This window comes from Alphaproteobacteria bacterium (assembly GCA_019635875.1).
In the GTDB taxonomy this organism is placed as follows: domain Bacteria; phylum Pseudomonadota; class Alphaproteobacteria; order Reyranellales; family Reyranellaceae; genus JAFAZJ01.
The window spans coordinates 369,098-386,680 of sequence record JAHBYP010000005.1; the positions used below are offsets into that span (position 1 = coordinate 369,098).

The window sequence follows — 17,583 nt, forward strand, 5'->3', positions numbered from 1 at the left end:
AGCCCGCGACCGCAAGTGGGCTGTAGCCGAAAATCTCGATCATGCAATGCCCTATGATGCGAATATAATCAAAAATATCAGCTCGAATATACACTCGATACATCCGACATGCCAAATGAAAACCACGGGACGCGCCCGAACCTCCTACCTTCCCCCGCCAGCGGCGGAAGGAAGAACTTCAGCGCTGGCGGAAGGAGTGGCTAAAGGCCTGGACCAGCGGGCCGACGATGTAGTCCAGCGCGGTGCGCTCGACGGTCGGGATGTTCACCTGCGCCGGCATGCCGGGATAGAGCTGGATCTGCGGCAGGTCGGCGAGCTGCTGCTGGTCGATGCGCAGCAGCGCGACGTAATAGGGCTGCCCGCTCTTCTGGTCGACCAGGCGGTCGGCCGAGACCTGCACCACGTCGGCGTTGACCATCGGCGTGATGCGCTGTTTGTAGGCCGTCAGGTGCACCTCGGCGCGCATGTTGGGCCGCACCTCGGCGATGTCCTCGACCGCCACCTGGGCCTCGATCACCAGCGCGTCCTCGGTCGGCACGATGTCGAGGATCTTCTCGCCGCGGCCGATGACGCCGCCGACCGAGAAGACGTTGAGCGCGACCACGCGGCCGGCATAGGGCGAGCGGATCTCCATGCGGCTGAGCACCGCCTTGGCGTTGCCGAGCTTGGGCAGCACCTCCAGCAGCCGGGCCTGGGTGTCGCGCAGGTCGCGCGTCACCTCGGTCATGCGGTCGTTCTCGAGCTGGGCGATCTGCTGGTGCTGCTCGGTGATCGCCTGCCGCGACTTGGCGATCGCCGCCTGGGCCTCGGCCAGCTGGCCCTCGAGCTGGATGCCGCTGCGCTCCAGCTGCAGGAAGCGCGGCCGGGCGATCAGCTTCTTGTCGAGCAGCGGCTTGATATCCTCCATCTCCGCCTTCACCGACGCGATCTGCGTGCGGTAGGACTTCACCGCCCCCTCGCCGCCGGTGATCTGGTGCTCGAGCTGGGCGATCTTCTCGCGGATCACCTGGCGCGCGCCCTCCAGCGCCGCGCGCCGGCTGGTGAACTGGTCGAGCTGGCCGGTCCACACCGCGGTGAAATCGACGTTGTCGTTGTGCGGGACGAGGTCGGCGGGCAGCGTCATGGCGTCGGCGCGCTTGAGCTCGGCCTTGAGCCGCTCCTCGGTGGCGCGCAGCACGAGGAACTGCCGCGACAGGACCTCGAACTCGGCGCGCACCTGGGTGTCGTCGAGCACGATCACGACGTCGCCCACCGCGACCTGGTCGCCCTCCTTGACGCGCAGCTCGCGCACGATGCCGCCGTCGAGATGCTGCAGGCTCCGGCGGTTGCCCTCGACCTTGACCACGCCGGTGGCGACCACGGCGCCATGCAGCGGCGCGGTCGCGGCCCAGTAGCCGAAGCCGCCGAAGAACAGCAGCACGATCACCCAGCCCACGGTGGCGATGCCCCACATCGAGTCGCTGGGCGGCTTCTCGGCCAGCAGCTCGGCCTGCTGCTTGCTGAGCGGCTTCTTCTTGGGCGCCAGGAAATCGACCTCGGTGCCGCCGGTGTCGCGCACGATGAGCTGCCGGCGTCGGGTCGGCTCCGCCGCCACCGGCAGGGCCGGCGTTTTGGTCTTGTCGCTCACGGCCGGCCCTCCGCCGCGATCGGGCCGCCGTCAGCCGGCTTGGCCGACAGCTTGCCCTGGCGGTCGGCCGGCGCGGCCTTGACCTGCACCGGCCGCGTGATCTTCTTCAGCACCTCGTCGCGCGGGCCGAAGGCGGCCACCGTGCCGTCCTTCATCACCAGCACCTTGTCGACGACGTTGAGCGCGGCCGGACGATGCGAGATCACGACCACCGTCGTGCCCCACATCTTCAGCTGCTTGATGCATTCCGCCAGTGCCGCCTCGCCCTCGTTGTCGAGGTTGGAGTTCGGCTCGTCGAGCACCACCAGGCAGGGGCTGCCATAGACGGCGCGCGCCAGGCCGATGCGCTGGCGCAGGCCGCCGGGCAGCGCCGCCCCGCCCTCGCCGACCTGGGTGTCGTAGCCCTCCGGCAGCGCCAGGATCGCCTCGTGCACGCCGGCCAGCTGCGCCGCGTCGATCACGCCGGAATCGTCGCCGTCGCGGAAGCGGCTGATGTTGCTGGCCACCGTGTCGGCGAACAGCTCGACGTCCTGCGGCAGGTAGCCGATATGCGGGCCCAGCTCGTCGCGCGGCCACTTGGTCAGGTCGGCGCCGTCGAGGCGCACGGTGCCGCTGAACGGCGCGATCAGGCCTACCAGAAGGCGCGCAAGCGTCGACTTGCCGGAGCCCGAGGGGCCGACCACGCCGACCACCTCGCTGGGCTGGATGGCGAAGTCGACGCGGCTGAGGATGATGCGGCTGGTGTTGCGCAGGCCGTAGCTCACCGCCTGGACCTCGACGCGGCCCGTCGGCCGCGGCAGCGACAGCTTGTCGTCGTCCGACGGATTGGCGCCCAGCAGGCCCTTCAGGCGCTCGAAGGCGCCGCGCGCCGAGGCGATGGTGCGCCACGAGCCGACGATCAGCTCGACCGGCTGCAGGGCGCGCGCCAGCAGGAGCGTGCCGGCGAACATCGCGCCCATGGTGGCGGAGCGCTCGATCACGAGGTACGCGCCCAGGCCGAGGATCAGCGACTGCATGGCGAGGCGCAGCATCTTGGTGAAGCTGCCGGTCGCCGCCATGCGCGCCGCCACCGAATCCTGGCGCACCATCATGCGATTGCGCTCGCGCCCCCAGCGCTCCAGCAGCCGGGGCATCATGCCCATGGCCTGCACCACCTCGGAGTTGCGCAGGCTGGTTTCGGTGAAGCGGTAGCTCTTGTTGGCCGCCTCGGTCGACTCGGCCAGCGGCTTGCGCGCGAAATGCTCGCCGATCACCGCGGTCAACAGCAGCACGATCACGCAGCCCAGCGCGAAGGCGCCCATCCAGGGATGCAGCATGAAGATCACGAAGACATAGACCGGCGCCCATGGCAGGTCGAACAGGGCGCTGATGCCCTGGCCCGACAGGAACAGCCTGAAGGTGTCGAAATCGCGCAACGGCTGGCTACCGGCGACGTCGCCCCGGCTGGCGGTGGCGAAGGTGGCGGCCATCACCCGGCCGCCCAGCACCCGGTCGAGCCGGATGCCGGCGCGCGCCAGGATGCGGGCGCGTACCCAGTCGAGGCCGGCCATGGTGATGAAGGCGACCAGCAGGGCGATGGTCAGCATCGCCAGCGTGCTCTTGCTCGAACTCGAGATCACCCGGTCGTAGACCTGGAGCATGTAAAGCGGCGCGGCGAGGTAGAGCAGGTTGATGCCGAGGCTGAAGATGCCCGCGGTCAGGAAGTGACGCCGGCAGAGCTGAAGCGCGCGGGCCAGCTCGTCGGTCTTCTTGGACTTGCGACTCATTCTCTCCGCCGGCGGCAGATGCCGCACAATGGCTGCCTAATGACCCAAAATAATCTGGCAAGTACATAGCACGCCAACGAAACTTGATCCAGATGGCAATGGGCAACAGCTCGAATACGGACCAGTTTGAATGCACCTGCAAGCTTGGGCGTTCTGTTCGAATCGCCAGCCCTGCGGCGAATCAAGCCGTATTCGCAATCAACTGCAGCCACCCCTATTAGATCACGCCCAGCATGCGCCAGCGTGGCAATCTTGTTGTTCTGAACTCGCATACAAACCCCGCGAGTGCCTTTACGTTTTCGGGGTTGTTCTCGACAGGACGACCGTCCCGCATGAATGATTGGCCCGACCGGCCGATACGATCCATGGCCGCCTGAGCGATCGCGAGTTCGTCGCCGGCAAGTGCGTCAGCCAGTAATGGAACGAGGATGCGTTCGGCCTGACTGGCCGGGATTGCTGAACCGAGAACCGGCGAGGCCAAGTAACGATGCGTGTCGGCTGACATCGATAGGTCCATGACAATGTCATTCAGGCGTAGGGCAACAGACCTGTCGATCAACGTAACACCGGACCGTGCCGGACGGATTAACTTGTTGTGAACTAGCAATTCTACCAGTGTCCTTGCGCGCTCCTCCTTCAAGCCCAAATTTGTGGCCGCGTCTATCAAGGTGGCACCGTGTACCACTTTACCCTCGACACATCGACACATGGCATCGAGGACTCTTCCAGGCGGACGAATCTCTCCCAGAGGAGTTTTCAAGGACGTGGGCATTTCAACAACATGGGGCATCAACGCAAATGGCCAGTCCCTCAGTCGTTGCCGTTGCTGCTGGGGGGTCAACGCTTGCGGTGCCTTGACGTAGACATCTCGGCGAAACTCTTTGCCAGCGATGAAATCCTTCAGCAGTTCACGCATTGCCGCATCAGGCGCAGCACTTACTGTGTCGCGTAAGTCCTTGGGAACGCAAAGCTCAACTCGATTTTCACCGACGGCGGCAGAAGCGACATATCGGAGCCCAGCTTGGGCCAGGCTGGCGATTACATCCGATACATATAACGGTTGCCACCCCGCGTTCAGAAACTCGTGCACAATATAGCGCCTGTCCCGTCCCCCCAAGTGGGACAGGTACTTCTTCGACAGTGCGCCGTGCTTCGCTACCTTGCCGTCCGATTTGTCAATTAGCAGTTCCAGTAGCGGCATCGCATTCTCAATTCGCGCGATGCTATCTCCCTGGCTTCGGCGGGCGGCCTCGAACAGCAGCTTCTGTGTCGGAAGTACACGTGTCCAGCCAGGCATCACGTTGTAGCTGATGAATGCCACCCCACCCGAAACCAGCTTCGTCGCCAGAAAATCGTGGATCTCCTCTCGCACCTCCGCGGAGACCCAGCTATAGACACCGTGCAGAGTAAGAATATCGAAGGCCTCAAGCCCAGCATCGCCTGAACGCGCAGCGTCGTCAAAACTCAACTCATAGAATAGGAGGTTCTCAAGGCCGGCGCGCTTCGCCAGCGACCGCGCTTCGTCCACGTGTGCTGGACTAAAGTCGACGCCGACAAAATCCATATCTGGATTGGCAGCGGCGAGAAGGATCGTGCTGTAGCCGCGGCCACATCCGAGTTCGCAGTACCGCAATCTGCGCGCAGTTGACAGACCATCGACCCCTCCGACAAGGCATGCATAGTCGAGAAACGAGGGCGCGAGTTCGGGATGAAAGCCGAGCGTGTATATGACGTCGTCAACATAGCCGGACGCGCGCACGCCTGTCTCTGCCATGGCCGCTGCTCCGCCCTCGTCGCAAGCTGGGGAACGGTGGGTGCTCTCTTGAACGTATTGACCCGATACGCAAACACCCGGCGACTCACGCCGCCGGGTGCACAGAGAACCACAGTTACCGATTTTTTGCGCTGACGACTGCTAAACGACCGTGAACGGATCGGCGACGGTCACATCGTGATCTGCGTCCAACTCCTTGTTCTCGACGATCCAGGGATTCCCGAGGTGGGCGAAAGGATCATCCACGTCGTCCGGATCGTTGTCAAAATCATACCAGACCTCTTGCTGGCCACCCTTGATCGACACACCCTTCAAGTAGGCTGCCAGGTCGTTACCGTAGTTTGCGTAAATATAAGCTAGGGCATCCTCATACCAGTCATCGAGATCATTGCTCAGGCCGAGAGCCTCGTTGTCGAACTTGACGGTGAACCATCCGTCGGGGTTGTTGGCACCCTTGTCACCAACGATCCCTTTGATGTCCCGGGCATCCCCATCAGGCACGTCGAAGTAGAAGGTGACGTGAGAAATGCTTGGCGACTCCCACTCGGGGAAGTGGTCCGGATCCTCTTCGGTCTCCCCATCGTCGAACACCGGATCCTTGTCGACCAGCTTGATGCTGTCGCCGCCGTTGACGCTGGTGGCCCGCACACCAAGCGTGCCGCCGCCGGCGACATTGAAGTCGCCGGTGATTCCGAAATCGGCCAGTGAGAACACAGCGACTTCGCCTTCGGAGATGAAGCTGTTCTTGTCCTCACCCTCCGTGCCAAGGCCGGCGTTGCTCAGCTTCATCATCCCGTCCCAGTCTTCGCCGGAACCGTTCATGTTGAGGGCGTTGTCCTGCTTGGACAGCTTGACGTCGCTGCCAGCGGAAGAGCCGTCGTCCCACCACAGCGCGTTCAGATCGAACTTCCCCTCCAGGGAGGTCACGGTGAACGTCCCCGCCTCGGTGTCGTACACGATCGTAAAGTGAAGGCCGGTGCCGGCTTCACCGTATTCCCAGGTCCAGGTAGCCATTCCCCACTCTCCTATGTTCACGCACGGAGCAGATGGACAATTCCATCACGACAGTGCGGATGCCGTGCCATCCCCCGCCGACACGCCCCGGCGCGTCATGACGCCAACGGCGAACCCAACCCATTGCCCTTATTGCCGCTCTCTCTCCCAGAGCTCCCCGGGGCGAACCACGCCCCTCGAGTGCCGATCTTCCATGGCCTGAAGAACAGAAAAGTGTGCACTCTCTTTTTAGCCTGCGAGTTATCCCAGAAGTTGTCCACTGCATTGTTTTCATTGGACAATCATGACTTTAAGCGGTTTCGACACGTCACATGATAGATTCTTGATCGCGTTGGGAATTACCGGATCGTGAAAAATGAATCGATGTCTGGAGCCGGCTCTCCATGTAGCTGACCCGATCCTTACCAAAAGCGTTCTTGGTCGATACCCCCATTGGGTATAGCCATTGCGCCGGCTTCACCCCGGGAATGACCACTGCCGCATCGCCGATGCGAGATCGCACCAAACTGGCTCAGATCGCGGATGCCGCGGACAAATATTCAATTGACCTAATGTTTCAGGTCTTTTATATAAGACCTATTATTCTTTAGTTATTTTACCAAATTCATTCTTCTGCCGGTTGTCATCGGCGCGCCCTTCTCGAAGTTCGCGAGAAAATATCTGTGCGCTCCTGGTGTGGCCGGGAACATGGGAATATTTCATGCGCAATGCCGCTCCCCGGTCTTCGGCTGCCTTCGATCGCGACTTATTTCAGAACCCCTTCGACAACCTGCCCTGGCTCACCGGCGATGATGTGGCACCGGGCCTCGAAGCCAAGGGCGGCAATACGGACGGGTCGACAAAGGGCGGCGGCTCCGACTCTCCGACCAAGGGCAAGAAGGGTGGCGGCGACACATCCGGCGGCACCGACACGTCGACGGGTGGTTCGACGGGCGGAGATACGTCGGGCGGCGGCACGACCGGCGGCGGCACCTCCGGCGGCACGTCGGGCGGCACGTCATCCGGCGGCGGCTGGGATCTCGCCCCGCCCACCGGCGACAGCGCCCTGCCCACCGATACTTACTTCAAGCAGCAATGGGCGCTCAACAGCACGACCGCCGGCATCAACGTCACCAAGGTGTGGCAGAACTACACCGGCGAGGGCGTCAAGGTCGGCGTGATCGACACCGGCATCGACTACCTGCACTCCGACCTGGCGCCCAACTACCTGTCGGCGCTCGACTATGACACGGTGGGCCGCGACTACGATCCCTACTACGAGCAATCGTCCGAGTACCACGCCACCAACGTCGCCGGCGTCATCGCCGCCGCCAACAACGGCACGGGCACTGTCGGCGTCGCCTACGATGCCGGGATCGCCGGCTACCGCGCGATCGGCGGCGGCAGCATCTCCGAGGCGTTCTACCAGGCGCGCATCAACGGGATGGACGTCGTCAACAACAGCTGGGGCTACTCGACGCCGTTCGCCGACAATTACGGCACGTCGGGTCCGTCGTTCATCCGCGACGCCGTATCGCTGGGCCGCGACGGCCTGGGCATGAACGTGGTGTTCTCCGCCGGCAACTATCGCTCCTCCGGCGACAACGTGAACTACCACAGCTTCAAGAACAGCCCCTACGTCATCACGGTGGCCAGCACCGACAGCTCGGGCAAGGTCGCGTCCTCGAGCTCGCCGGGCGCGGCGATTCTGGTGTCGGCGCCGGGCGTGTCGATCATGACCACCGACGTCACCGGCACGGACGGCAAGTCGAGCGGCGATTACGTCACCAATTCCGGCACCTCCTTCGCCGCGCCGCACGTCTCGGGCGTGGTCGCGCTGATGCTGCAGGCCAACGCCGATCTCGGCTATCGCGACGTGATGGAGATCCTCGCCTACTCGGCGTGCAAGACCGACGCCGCGAGCAGCGGCTGGGCGACCAACGGCGCCACCACCTGGAACGGCGGCGGCCTGCATTTCAGCCACGATTACGGCTTCGGCCTGGTCGACGCCTTCGCCGCGGTGCGGCTGGCGGAGAGCTGGCAGGCGCAGTCGACCTACGCCAACCTGGTCACGCTCTCGGCGACCAACGCCACCAAGTCGGCGATCCCTGACGGCTCGGGCAGCCTGAAGAGCACGATCACGCTCGCCGGCGGGCTGGACATCGACCGCATGGTGGTCGACCTCAACATCACCCACGCCATGGCCAGCGACCTGGTCGTGACCCTGACCTCGCCCAAGGGCACCACGGCGACGCTGATCGCGCAGCCCGCCAACGGCGTCGGCGGCGGCATCGTATTCTCGACCACCGCCAACAATTTCTGGGGCGAGGATACCGCGGGCAACTGGACGCTGACGGTGACCGACAAGGTCGTCGGCAACACCGGCACGCTCAATTCGTGGACCCTGAAGGCGCTGGGCGATTCGGCCGACGCGCCCAACGTCTATATCTACACCGACGAGTTCGCGACCATCACCGGCGCCACGCGCTTCGTGCTGAACGACAGCAGCGGCACGGCGATGATCAACACCGCGGCGGTCACCAGCAACTCGACGATCGACCTCCATGCCGGCGCCACCAGCACGATCGCCGGCCGCGCCGTGCAGATCGGCGCCGACACGGTGATCAAGAGCGTGTGGGCCGGCGACGGCAACGACCTGATCATCGGCAACGATTACGGCAACACCATCCAGAGCGGCCGCGGCAACGACACGATCAAGGGCGGCGCCGGCAACGACAACCTGCATGGCGGGCCGGGCGACGACGCAATCTACGGCGGCGCCGGGCACGACTTCCTGTGGGGCGAGGCCGGCAACGACCAGCTGTTCGGCGGCGCCGGCAGCGATCGCCTCGCCGGCGGCGTCGATGGCGGCACCTGGCGCTACGACCCGGCCGACCTGAACTTCGCCGGCCTGATCGTCGGCGACCGGCTGAGCGGCGGGGCCGATGCCGACATCTTCTTCTACGGCTTCGGCGACGGCGTCGACCTGGTGCTCGACTTCACGCGCGGCCTCGACATGTTCGAGATCCAGGGCTACGCGGCCGATCAGGTGCGCTTCCTGGGCGGCATCGACTACACCGTCATCGGCTTCGTCGACGCCTCGGGCAACTGGCTCGACAATGCCGCCATCCAGGTGATGACGATCACCGATCTCAGCTTCGCCGACCTGCGCTTCGTCTAGCGGACGCATCCGTCATCCCGAGCGCAGCGAGGGATCCAGGCTCAACCCTGGATCCCTCGCTGCGCTCGGGATGACAAAGCGGCCAGGGATCGAGCGGTTGACCGGACGCATCCGTCATCCCGAGCGCAGCGAGGGATCCAGGGCGGCCAGGGGGGAGCCGGGCGGTCGGCTGTTCCCACCGCCGCCGGCCGCGACTATCATCGCGCCGTGCAGCGCGGACCCTTCAGCACGATGGCGTCGGCGGCATTCGCCGCCGCGGTGCTCTGCGCCTGCGACGGCGAGGAGCCGGCCGCGGCGCCTCTGCCCGCGGAGAGTTCCTCAGGCCCCATCGGCGCCGATCGCCGCGTGGCCGCCAAGGGCATCGCCGTCGACCGCAGCCGGGCGCGCTACGATTCCGACCTCGCCGCCCGGGATGAGACGCGCGGCCTGAACATCGGCGCCTTCGTCGTGAGTCCGTCGCCCGATCAGCGCCGCCCCGAGCCGCCCGAACGCCCGCCGGTGCCCGAGCCGATCGCTCCCAGCGCCGCCCAGCCGTCACCGGGCCTCTTCTCCCGGCTGTTCGGCCCGTCGCGCGACTAGCGCCCTGACATCCCGAGCGCAACGAGGGATCCAGGCGGCTTCCCTGGATCCCTCGCTGCGCTCGGGATGACAGATTGGTCGACCAGGCTGATCAGCGGTTGCCGCCACCGCCGCCGGCACCACCGCCGCCGGCACCGCCAGCTCCACCGGCACCACCAGCTCCGCCGGCACCACCAGCTCCGCCGGCACCGCCAGCACCGCCAGCTCCACCGGCGCCACCAGCGGCTCCGGCTGCTCCACCGCCGCCGTCTGCGCCGGCGCCACCAGTTCCACCATTGCCGGATCCGCCGCCGCCGTTGCCGGCGCCATCGCCCTGTCCGCTGTTGGCGCCGCCGTTGCCCGTGCCGGGGCCGCCGCCGCCGGTGTTGCCGCCGCCGGAATCATTGGCCGCGTTGCCGTTGCCGTTGCCCGGTCCGCCGGCCGGGCCTCCGGGTGCGGCGGGACCGGGACCGTCGGTGTCCGCCACGGCCGCACTCGACACCGCGGCCGCAGCCGCGGCCGCCGGCGATGCGTCGCCGTTGGAGTTCGCGGCGGTGACCGAGACCGACACGGTGCAGGTGACGTCGACGGCCAGCGAATAGCCCGCCTCGGCGACATAGGCGTTGGCCGACGTGCGCGGCGCGTCGCAGGCCCAGACCCGCACGATGCCGCGCTCGACGCGCACCTCGGTCGCGCCGTCGGCCAGCACCTTGATCGAGAACTCCGTGCCGCGGATGCCGATCGTCGCCGTCGGCGTGTTGATGCGCACGCCGTCGCGCTGGACGTTGCCCGAGACGAAGCGCAGCGCGCCCTTGGCGACGCCGAGCACGGCGGTGGCGCGCGCGCCCGGCTTGTATACGTAGTCGTCCAGGGTCAGCCGCGAATCCGGCCCGACCGCCAGCCGCGAGCCGTCCTGGAAGGCGAGGTCGATGCGGCCCTGCGGCGAGGTCTCGATGACGTCGTTGCTGAACAGCCGGCTGTCGAGCGCGAGCGCGACAGGGCTGTCCTGCCCCTGCTGTCGGGTTCCCATCGGATCGATCTTGCGCACGCTGGCGATCTGCTGCTGGGCGAGCGCCTCGGCAGAGAACGCAAAGCATGCGGCCGCGGCCAGCGCCCGGCCCAGCGCACGAATCTTCATCGCCAACCCCCGTACACGCCTGCGGCGCGCACCCGTCGGGTGCACGCATTCCAACCGCAGATATGTCCCTGACCCTGGCGCCCTCGACCTTCCCAATCGACGGCGTCTGTCCTGTGGATAGATTATCGCTTATTTCAGCGAGAACGACAATTGCTATCAGCGCATGCTATCTGCGCGGAGGCAGGCCGGTCACGATCCTGGATTCGCTCTCGATCGTCCATTCGCCGCTGGTGCGGCACTTGTCGTTCTCCTGCCGGCACCAGTCGAGGCAGCCGGTCTGCCCGGGCTGGTTCTTCGAGCACCACTCCACGCACCAGCGCAGGTACTGCGAGCAGCTCTGCCCGCGACCCGCCGGGACGCGCGTCATGGCCTTGGCGGCCGGCGGCTGGGCCGCGGGCGGAGCGAGGCGCGGCGGCGCGGTGTAGGACGGGCCCGGGGGCGGCGGAACCGGCTCGCTGACCGACGGCGGCGTCGGGTTGGGCTGGCAGGCGCCCAGCAGCACGACAAGACCAAGCAACAACAAACAAAACGCTCTCATGTCGTTCCAGCCGGCAAGCATAGGGGCGTACTTCTAGCACGACCGCCGACGTTCCGCAGCGTCGTTGCCCGCGCGGCGCCACGGTCATTGCGAGCGCAGCGGGGAATGACACGGTGATTCGATCCGCGCGCATTACGCGCTAGGCTCGCGTCATGACCCGTTCGATCATCGGCGATCAGCCCCGCCGGCGCGAGGATGCGCGCTTCGTCACCGGACACGGTGCCTATCTCGACGATCTGCCGTTCGCGGACCTCGCGCACGCTGTCGTGCTGCGCTCGACGCACGCGCATGCGCGGATCGCCGGCATCGACGTCGCCGCCGCCCGCCAGGCGCCGGGCGTGCGCGCGGTGCTGACCGCGGCCGAGGTCGAAGCCGACGGCCTGCAGGCGCTGCGCCCGCATGTCGAGGCCAACGTGCAGACCGGCGAGAAGTTCAAATTCCTGCCGCAGCCGCTGCTCGCCACCGACCGCGTGCGCTATGTTGGCGAGCCGGTGGCGCTGATCGTCGCCGACACCAAGAACCAGGCGCTCGACGCCGCCGAGCTGGTCGCGGTCGAGTACCGGCCCCTGCCCGCCCTGGTGACGCCCGCCGACGCCACGAAGCCCGGCGCGCCGCTGATCGCCGAGGACGTGCCGGACAACACCTGCCTCGACTGGCGCATCGGCGATCAGGCGGCGGTCGAGGCCGCCTTCACGCGCGCCGCGCATGTCGTGAGGCTCAGCCTCGACAACCACCGCATCACCACCAACCCGATGGAGCCGCGCGGCGCGGTGGCCCAGTTCGACGCGCAGACCGGCCGCTACACGCTGCACGTCTCGAGCCAGAACATCCACGGCATCCGCAATTTCACCGCCCGCGCGCTCAACGTGCCGCCGGCGCAGGTGCGCTTCATCGCGCCCGATGTCGGCGGCGGCTTCGGCGCCAAGAACTTCGTCTATGCCGAGTTCCCGCTGCTCGCCTGGGCGGCCAAGCGCACCGGTCGCGCCGTCAAATGGATCGCCACGCGTGCGGAGGTGATGACCGCCGACCACGCCGCGCGCGACCACCAGGCCGAGGCCGCGCTGGCGCTCGACGCCGCGGGCCATTTCCTCGCACTGCGCTGCGACAGCGTGTTCAACGTCGGCGGCTATCTCTGCGGCGCCGGCGCCGGCGTGGCAACCTTCCAGCACGTGCACCTGCCCGGCTCGGTCTACGCCATCCCGGCGATCGAGATCGGCGTCAAGGCGGTGCTGACCAACACCGCGCCGATCGGCGTGACGCGCGGACCGGGCTTCGCCGAGTCGATCAACGTCGTCGAACGCCTGATCGACGAGGCCGCGCGCCGCCACGGCTTCGACCGCGCCGACCTGCGCCGCCGCAACATGGCGCCGACGCCGATGACGAATGCGTTTGGGTTCAAGGTCGACAGCGGCGCCTTCGCCGAGACCATGGACCAGGCGCTGCTGCGCGCCGACGTCGCGGGCTTCGCCGCGCGAAAGAAGGCGAGCGAGTCGCGCGGCATGCTGCGCGGGCTGGGCTTCGCCTGCCACATCAAGGGCACCGGCGGCTCGCCCGACGAGAACGTCGACGTGCGCTTCGACGCGGACGGCACGGTGCGGCTGATCACCGGCACGCAGACCATCGGCCAGGGCCACGAGACGACCTTCCCGCAGATCCTCGCGCACCGCCTGGGCATCGACAACGCGCGCATCCGGCTTTGCCAGGGCGACACCGATCTGATCGTCAACGGCGGCGGCCACGGCAGCTCGCGCGCCACCTACATGGGCGGCACGGCGATGTGGCGCGCCTCGGACGAGATCATCAGGAAGGGCACGACGCTGGCGGCACGCGCGCTCGAGGCGGCCGAGGCCGACATCGTGTTCGAGGACGGCGCCTTCCGCGTCGCCGGCACCGACCGCGCCATCGGCATCCTCGACATCGCCGCGCTGGGCCGCGACCAGGGCACGCCGCTCGACACCTTCCACGCCTGGACACGCGAGGCGATGACCTTCCCCAGCGGCACGCATGTCGTGGAGGTCGAGATCGATCCCGAGACCGGCGCCACGCGCCTGGCGCGCTACACCGCGGTCGACGATTACGGCGTGCTGGTCAACCCGATGGTCGCCTCGGGACAGGCGCACGGCGCGATGGCCCAGGGCATCGGCCAGGCGCTGCTGGAGAAGGCGGTGTATGACGGCGAGAGCGGCCAGCTGCTGAGCGGCACGTTCATGGACTACACGCTGCCGCGCGCCGACGACATGCCGAGCTTCGACCTGGCGTTCAACCCGACGCGCTGCACGACCAACCCGCTGGGCGTGAAGGGCTGCGGCGAGGCCGGCGCGATCGCGGCGTTCCCGGCGATCCACAATGCGATCCTCGATGCGCTGGCATCGTTCAACGTCAAGAACATCGACGGCCCCCTGACCCCGATGCGCGTGTGGCGAATGACCGGAGGCGCACGCTGATCCCTCGCCATCAGGATCACCGCTGATGCCTCGACCGATCGGGCAAACCATCCGCCGCGCCGGCGCCGCCGTCCGCACCGCCCTCGAGGCCGCCGCCTCCGGCATCGCCGTCTGGTTCCGCGTGACCTTCGTCGATCTCGGCCGGCACATGCGCTGGTCCTACTTGCCGCCGCTGATGGTCTATTTCGCGGCCGGCATATCCAGCCTGACGGCGATCGTCGGCACCTTCTTCGTCAAGGACTACCTCGGCCTGTCGGCCGCCTTCCTGGCCGGCCTCACCTTCTGGGCCGGCATCCCGTGGGCGCTGAAGATGCCGCTGGGCCATCTGGTCGATCTCATCTGGCGCTGGAAGGCACTGCTGGTGTGGTTCGGCGCCGGCCTGATCGCCGCCAGCATCGCCATCATGTACGCGCTCATCGCGCAGACCGACTCGATGACCGCGATCATGCCCGCCGGCGCCTGGTACGTGCTCGCCGCCCTGCTGGCGCCCAGCGGCTATGTCGTCCAGGACGTGGTCGCCGATGCGATGACGGTCGAGGCCGTGCCCGCGTTCGACAAGGACGGCAGGAAGTTCGCCGAAGCCGAGATCAAGGCCATGCATACCACCATGCAGACGCTCGGCCGCTTCGCCATCATCGGCGGCACGGTGGCGGTGGCGGTCGTCAACGTCGCGATGTTCGAAGGCGTCGAGAAACTGGGGACGGCGCAGACGGCCGCCGTCTACGCCGACATCTACCTGCTGGCGCTGATCATCCCGCTGGTCTCCGTCACCGGCGTGACCCTTGGGTCGCTGACGCGGTATCGGCACGCCCGGCGGCTGCACGCCATGGGCGTCGCGGAAGCCCCGCCGGAGAAGGTCGAGCCCAACTGGTGGATCCTCGGCGGCAGCGGCGTTTTCGTGGTCTTCAGCATGGCCACCGGACTCGCCGACGTGCCCTATGCGCAGGAGATCATCTTCCTCGGCTCCCTGGCCATCGTGCTCTTCCTGATCCGCCGACTCCTGTTCGAGATCGCGCCCGATCTGCGCGGCCCGCTGATCGGCACCGCCGTCATCATCTTCGTGTTCCGCGCCGTGCCGCTGCCCGGACCCGGCGCCACGTGGTTCCAGATCGACGTGCTGAAGTTCGACCAGCAGTTCATCTCGGTGCTGGCGCTGATCACCTCGGTCTTGACCCTGGTCGGCCTGGTGGTGCTGCGGCCGCTCATGGCCCACCGTTCCATCGCCTATATCGTCGTGCTGCTGACCATCGCCGCCGGCGTGCTGTCGCTGCCCAACATCGGCCTGTTCTACGGCGTGCACCACTGGACGGCGGCGTGGACCGGCGGCCTGGTCGATGCGCACTTCATCGCGATCATCGACACCGCGCTCGAATCGCCGCTGGGCCAGGTGGCGATGATCCCGATGCTGGCCTGGATCGCCCGCAACGCGCCGGCCAACCTCAAGGCGACCTTCTTCGCGGTGATGGCCTCGTTCACCAACCTCGCCCTGTCGGCGTCGGCGTTGCTGACCCGGTACCTCAACCAGGTCTTCACCGTGACGCGCGAGGTGACCAGCCCCGCGACCGGCGCCATCGAGACCGCCGCCGACTACGGCGAGCTGGGCTGGATCCTGATAGCGGCCGCCATCATCGGCGTCGCGGCACCGCTGGCGGCGGTCGCGATCGTGCAGAGGAGCCGACTGCGCACCGAGCAGTGAGGCCATGCGCGGCGGGCTGTTCAGCGCCGCCGCGCTCTGACACTGTTGCCGGATGGCTCGGGGGGCAACGATGGGAATTCGCAGATGGTCGCTCGGCGCGCTTGCGGCGCTGGCGCTGTTCGCCGTCGGCGGCGCGTCGGGACAGCAGGGCAGGCTGGACCGGATCGAGATCATCCAATCAGGCCTGTACAGCGCCAGCATCGTGCGCCGGGACAGCGCGCACGGCACACCCACTGGCCAGGCCTCGCTCCTCGACAGCCCGAGCTTCTACGCGGATGCCGCACGCGTGCCGGCGCAGATCGGCATCCGGTTCGGCTTCCAGTACCGGCTGATCGGATCGCCGCCGGGTCGCGAGGTCGCGCTGCGCGGCGTGTGGCAGATCCCCGCTCCCGGCATCACCAACCCGGTCAACGGCAACACCTATCGCGAGAGCGCGCGCGACTTCACCGCGCGGATCGGCGACACGCAGATCCACGGCTACGGCTTCGATCAACCGTGGGAGATCGTGGCGGGAAACTGGGTCCTCGAGATCTGGCACGAGAAGCGCCTGCTCGCGAGCCGGACGTTCCTGGTCGAGGCGCCGTGACGCGATCTTGTTCGTGTTCAGCCCTCATCGCGGCGGTTGCTTGTCGGAGTCCCGCCTGCGTCGCGCGACCCATCTGAAGAAGACGACCACGATGATGCTGCAGGCGATGGACGTCAGGCCATACCGCAGCAGGGCCGCCACGAGCTCGCCTGTCGTCCAGTCCATCATGCCGCGTTCCCGGGATCGGACGTCCAACCAATGCGGTATCCGAGCAAGCTCGACTTGCTGTCATCCCGAGCGCAGCGAGGGATCCAGGGAAGCTGACTGGATCCCTCGCTGCGCTCGGGACGACAGGGAAGACCCATTGCATAATACCACCACAACACTTATGTTGCTTGCATGAATGCCGCTGAACTTCGCCGCTGGCTCGCCAGGCAGGGCTGCAAGTTCGAGAGCCACAAGGGCGGCAGCGGCCATGTAACGGTGACGTTGGGCAACAGGAAATCCCAGCTGCCGATGCACGGCTCCAACAAGGAACTCGGCACCGGTCTGGTCAACAAGATCAAGAAGGATCTCGGCCTGAAATAGACCGGGCGCACACAGAAAGCAGAACCCTATGCGTACCCTTTCCTACCGTGTAACGCTGACCCCCGATGACAACGACACAGTGCTCGTAACCTGCCCGGACCTGCCGGAGGTCACCACCTTCGGCGACGACGCCGACGATGCGCGATTGCGGGCGGTGGACGCGATCGAGGAAGCGCTTGCCGCCCGGATCGCACGACGGGAACCGATCAAGGCCCCGACCAGAGGCAAAGGCCCGCTGGTCACGCTGCCCGCCCTGACCGCGCTGAAGGTGGAACTCTACCGAGCCGCGCTGAAGGACAATGTCCGCAAAGCCGAGCTGGCACGCCGGCTGTCGGTCCACGCGCCCCAGGTCGATCGGCTGTTCGATCTGACGCACGATTCGAAGCTCGAGCAGATCGAGTCAGCGTTCAGGGCGCTCGGACGCAGGATCGTCGTGGGAATCGAGAAAGCGGCTTAGCCCGGCGTCAGGCCGCCAAAGGCGCTATCGGCAATATCGATGCAATCCATCTCTCACTTTGGCAGCCCAGGAGATTTTCATTGAAGCCTCTGTTCACGATCCACGCCGGAGAATTCCTTGTAGGTCACGAACTACAGCGCAGGTTCCGACGGGCTAATGTCTGGATGCCAGCGAAAGATAGGCGAGAGTTCACAGCTTTGGTAGCGGCCGAGAGTTCAGTAACGCAAGCCTGACGCCGCCATGATGACAACCTCTCGATGATCATATCCGGCAGCAATCAAACGCGTGTGGCATCTT

At 66.5% G+C, this 17,583-nt stretch carries 13 protein-coding genes; 7 read left to right on the forward strand and 6 right to left on the reverse strand.

Features of this window, described 5'->3' with window-relative positions; all coding sequences use genetic code 11:
* Positions 1-178: 178 nt before the first annotated feature.
* The 4 genes from KF889_19785 to KF889_19800 all read right to left on the reverse strand — a co-directional run bounded on the left by KF889_19785 (position 179) and on the right by KF889_19800 (position 6,181).
* The gene (locus tag KF889_19785; GenBank protein MBX3501688.1) at positions 179-1,453 is read right to left on the reverse strand and encodes an HlyD family type I secretion periplasmic adaptor subunit; all 1,275 of its coding nucleotides are present in this window, start codon (positions 1,451-1,453) and stop codon (positions 179-181) included.
* A 170-nt stretch (positions 1,454-1,623) separates the two neighbouring features.
* A complete protein-coding gene (locus tag KF889_19790) occupies positions 1,624-3,393 on the reverse strand; it encodes a type I secretion system permease/ATPase (protein MBX3501689.1) in 1,770 nt (589 codons plus the stop codon).
* A gap of 217 nt (positions 3,394-3,610) precedes the next feature.
* Positions 3,611-5,167, reverse strand: coding sequence for a methyltransferase regulatory domain-containing protein (locus KF889_19795; GenBank protein MBX3501690.1), 1,557 nt, complete (start codon positions 5,165-5,167; stop codon positions 3,611-3,613).
* Positions 5,168-5,308: 141 nt separating this feature from the next.
* Positions 5,309-6,181, reverse strand: coding sequence for a hypothetical protein (locus KF889_19800; GenBank protein MBX3501691.1), 873 nt, complete (start codon positions 6,179-6,181; stop codon positions 5,309-5,311).
* Between the two features lie 700 nt (positions 6,182-6,881).
* Here KF889_19800 and KF889_19805 point away from each other — a divergent pair.
* Together KF889_19805 and KF889_19810 are read left to right on the forward strand one after the other, a co-directional pair.
* Positions 6,882-9,341: a S8 family serine peptidase gene (locus tag KF889_19805; GenBank protein ID MBX3501692.1), complete on the forward strand. Its 2,460-nt coding sequence runs from the start codon at positions 6,882-6,884 to the stop codon at positions 9,339-9,341.
* 207 nt (positions 9,342-9,548) lie between these two features.
* A complete protein-coding gene (locus KF889_19810; GenBank protein ID MBX3501693.1) occupies positions 9,549-9,920 on the forward strand; it encodes a hypothetical protein in 372 nt (123 codons plus the stop codon).
* 91 nt (positions 9,921-10,011) lie between these two features.
* Here KF889_19810 and KF889_19815 read toward each other — a convergent pair whose 3' ends face one another.
* Together KF889_19815 and KF889_19820 are read right to left on the reverse strand one after the other, a co-directional pair.
* Positions 10,012-11,037, reverse strand: coding sequence for a FecR domain-containing protein (locus tag KF889_19815; GenBank protein MBX3501694.1), 1,026 nt, complete (start codon positions 11,035-11,037; stop codon positions 10,012-10,014).
* Positions 11,038-11,203: 166 nt separating this feature from the next.
* A complete protein-coding gene (locus tag KF889_19820) occupies positions 11,204-11,560 on the reverse strand; it encodes a hypothetical protein (protein ID MBX3501695.1) in 357 nt (118 codons plus the stop codon).
* A gap of 167 nt (positions 11,561-11,727) precedes the next feature.
* Between KF889_19820 and KF889_19825 the strand changes: the two genes are divergently transcribed.
* The 5 genes from KF889_19825 to KF889_19845 all read left to right on the forward strand — a co-directional run bounded on the left by KF889_19825 (position 11,728) and on the right by KF889_19845 (position 17,286).
* Complete coding sequence (locus tag KF889_19825; GenBank protein ID MBX3501696.1) at positions 11,728-14,019, forward strand: xanthine dehydrogenase family protein molybdopterin-binding subunit; 2,292 nt, start codon at positions 11,728-11,730, stop codon at positions 14,017-14,019.
* Positions 14,020-14,044: 25 nt separating this feature from the next.
* The gene (locus KF889_19830) at positions 14,045-15,715 is read left to right on the forward strand and encodes a hypothetical protein (protein MBX3501697.1); all 1,671 of its coding nucleotides are present in this window, start codon (positions 14,045-14,047) and stop codon (positions 15,713-15,715) included.
* Between the two features lie 70 nt (positions 15,716-15,785).
* Entirely contained in the window at positions 15,786-16,301 is a 516-nt protein-coding gene (locus tag KF889_19835; GenBank protein MBX3501698.1) for a DUF3859 domain-containing protein, read from the forward strand.
* A gap of 339 nt (positions 16,302-16,640) precedes the next feature.
* Entirely contained in the window at positions 16,641-16,829 is a 189-nt protein-coding gene (locus KF889_19840; protein MBX3501699.1) for a type II toxin-antitoxin system HicA family toxin, read from the forward strand.
* Between the two features lie 28 nt (positions 16,830-16,857).
* The gene (locus KF889_19845) at positions 16,858-17,286 is read left to right on the forward strand and encodes a type II toxin-antitoxin system HicB family antitoxin (protein MBX3501700.1); all 429 of its coding nucleotides are present in this window, start codon (positions 16,858-16,860) and stop codon (positions 17,284-17,286) included.
* The last annotated feature ends 297 nt before the right edge of the window (positions 17,287-17,583 follow it).

What these genes read in the sequence shown, in the direction of transcription:
- KF889_19785 (MBX3501688.1), bottom strand. Translation starts at nt 1,453, where the DNA reads ATGTGGGGCATCGCCACCGTGGGCTGGGTGATCGTGCTGCTGTTCTTC.
- KF889_19790 (MBX3501689.1), bottom strand. Translation starts at nt 3,393, where the DNA reads ATGAGTCGCAAGTCCAAGAAGACCGACGAGCTGGCCCGCGCGCTTCAG.
- KF889_19795 (MBX3501690.1), bottom strand. Translation starts at nt 5,167, where the DNA reads ATGGCAGAGACAGGCGTGCGCGCGTCCGGCTATGTTGACGACGTCATA.
- KF889_19800 (MBX3501691.1), bottom strand. Translation starts at nt 6,181, where the DNA reads ATGGCTACCTGGACCTGGGAATACGGTGAAGCCGGCACCGGCCTTCAC.
- KF889_19805 (MBX3501692.1), top strand. Translation starts at nt 6,882, where the DNA reads ATGCGCAATGCCGCTCCCCGGTCTTCGGCTGCCTTCGATCGCGACTTA.
- KF889_19815 (MBX3501694.1), bottom strand. Translation starts at nt 11,037, where the DNA reads ATGAAGATTCGTGCGCTGGGCCGGGCGCTGGCCGCGGCCGCATGCTTT.
- KF889_19825 (MBX3501696.1), top strand. Translation starts at nt 11,728, where the DNA reads ATGACCCGTTCGATCATCGGCGATCAGCCCCGCCGGCGCGAGGATGCG.
- KF889_19830 (MBX3501697.1), top strand. Translation starts at nt 14,045, where the DNA reads ATGCCTCGACCGATCGGGCAAACCATCCGCCGCGCCGGCGCCGCCGTC.
- KF889_19835 (MBX3501698.1), top strand. Translation starts at nt 15,786, where the DNA reads ATGGGAATTCGCAGATGGTCGCTCGGCGCGCTTGCGGCGCTGGCGCTG.
- KF889_19840 (MBX3501699.1), top strand. Translation starts at nt 16,641, where the DNA reads ATGAATGCCGCTGAACTTCGCCGCTGGCTCGCCAGGCAGGGCTGCAAG.
- KF889_19845 (MBX3501700.1), top strand. Translation starts at nt 16,858, where the DNA reads ATGCGTACCCTTTCCTACCGTGTAACGCTGACCCCCGATGACAACGAC.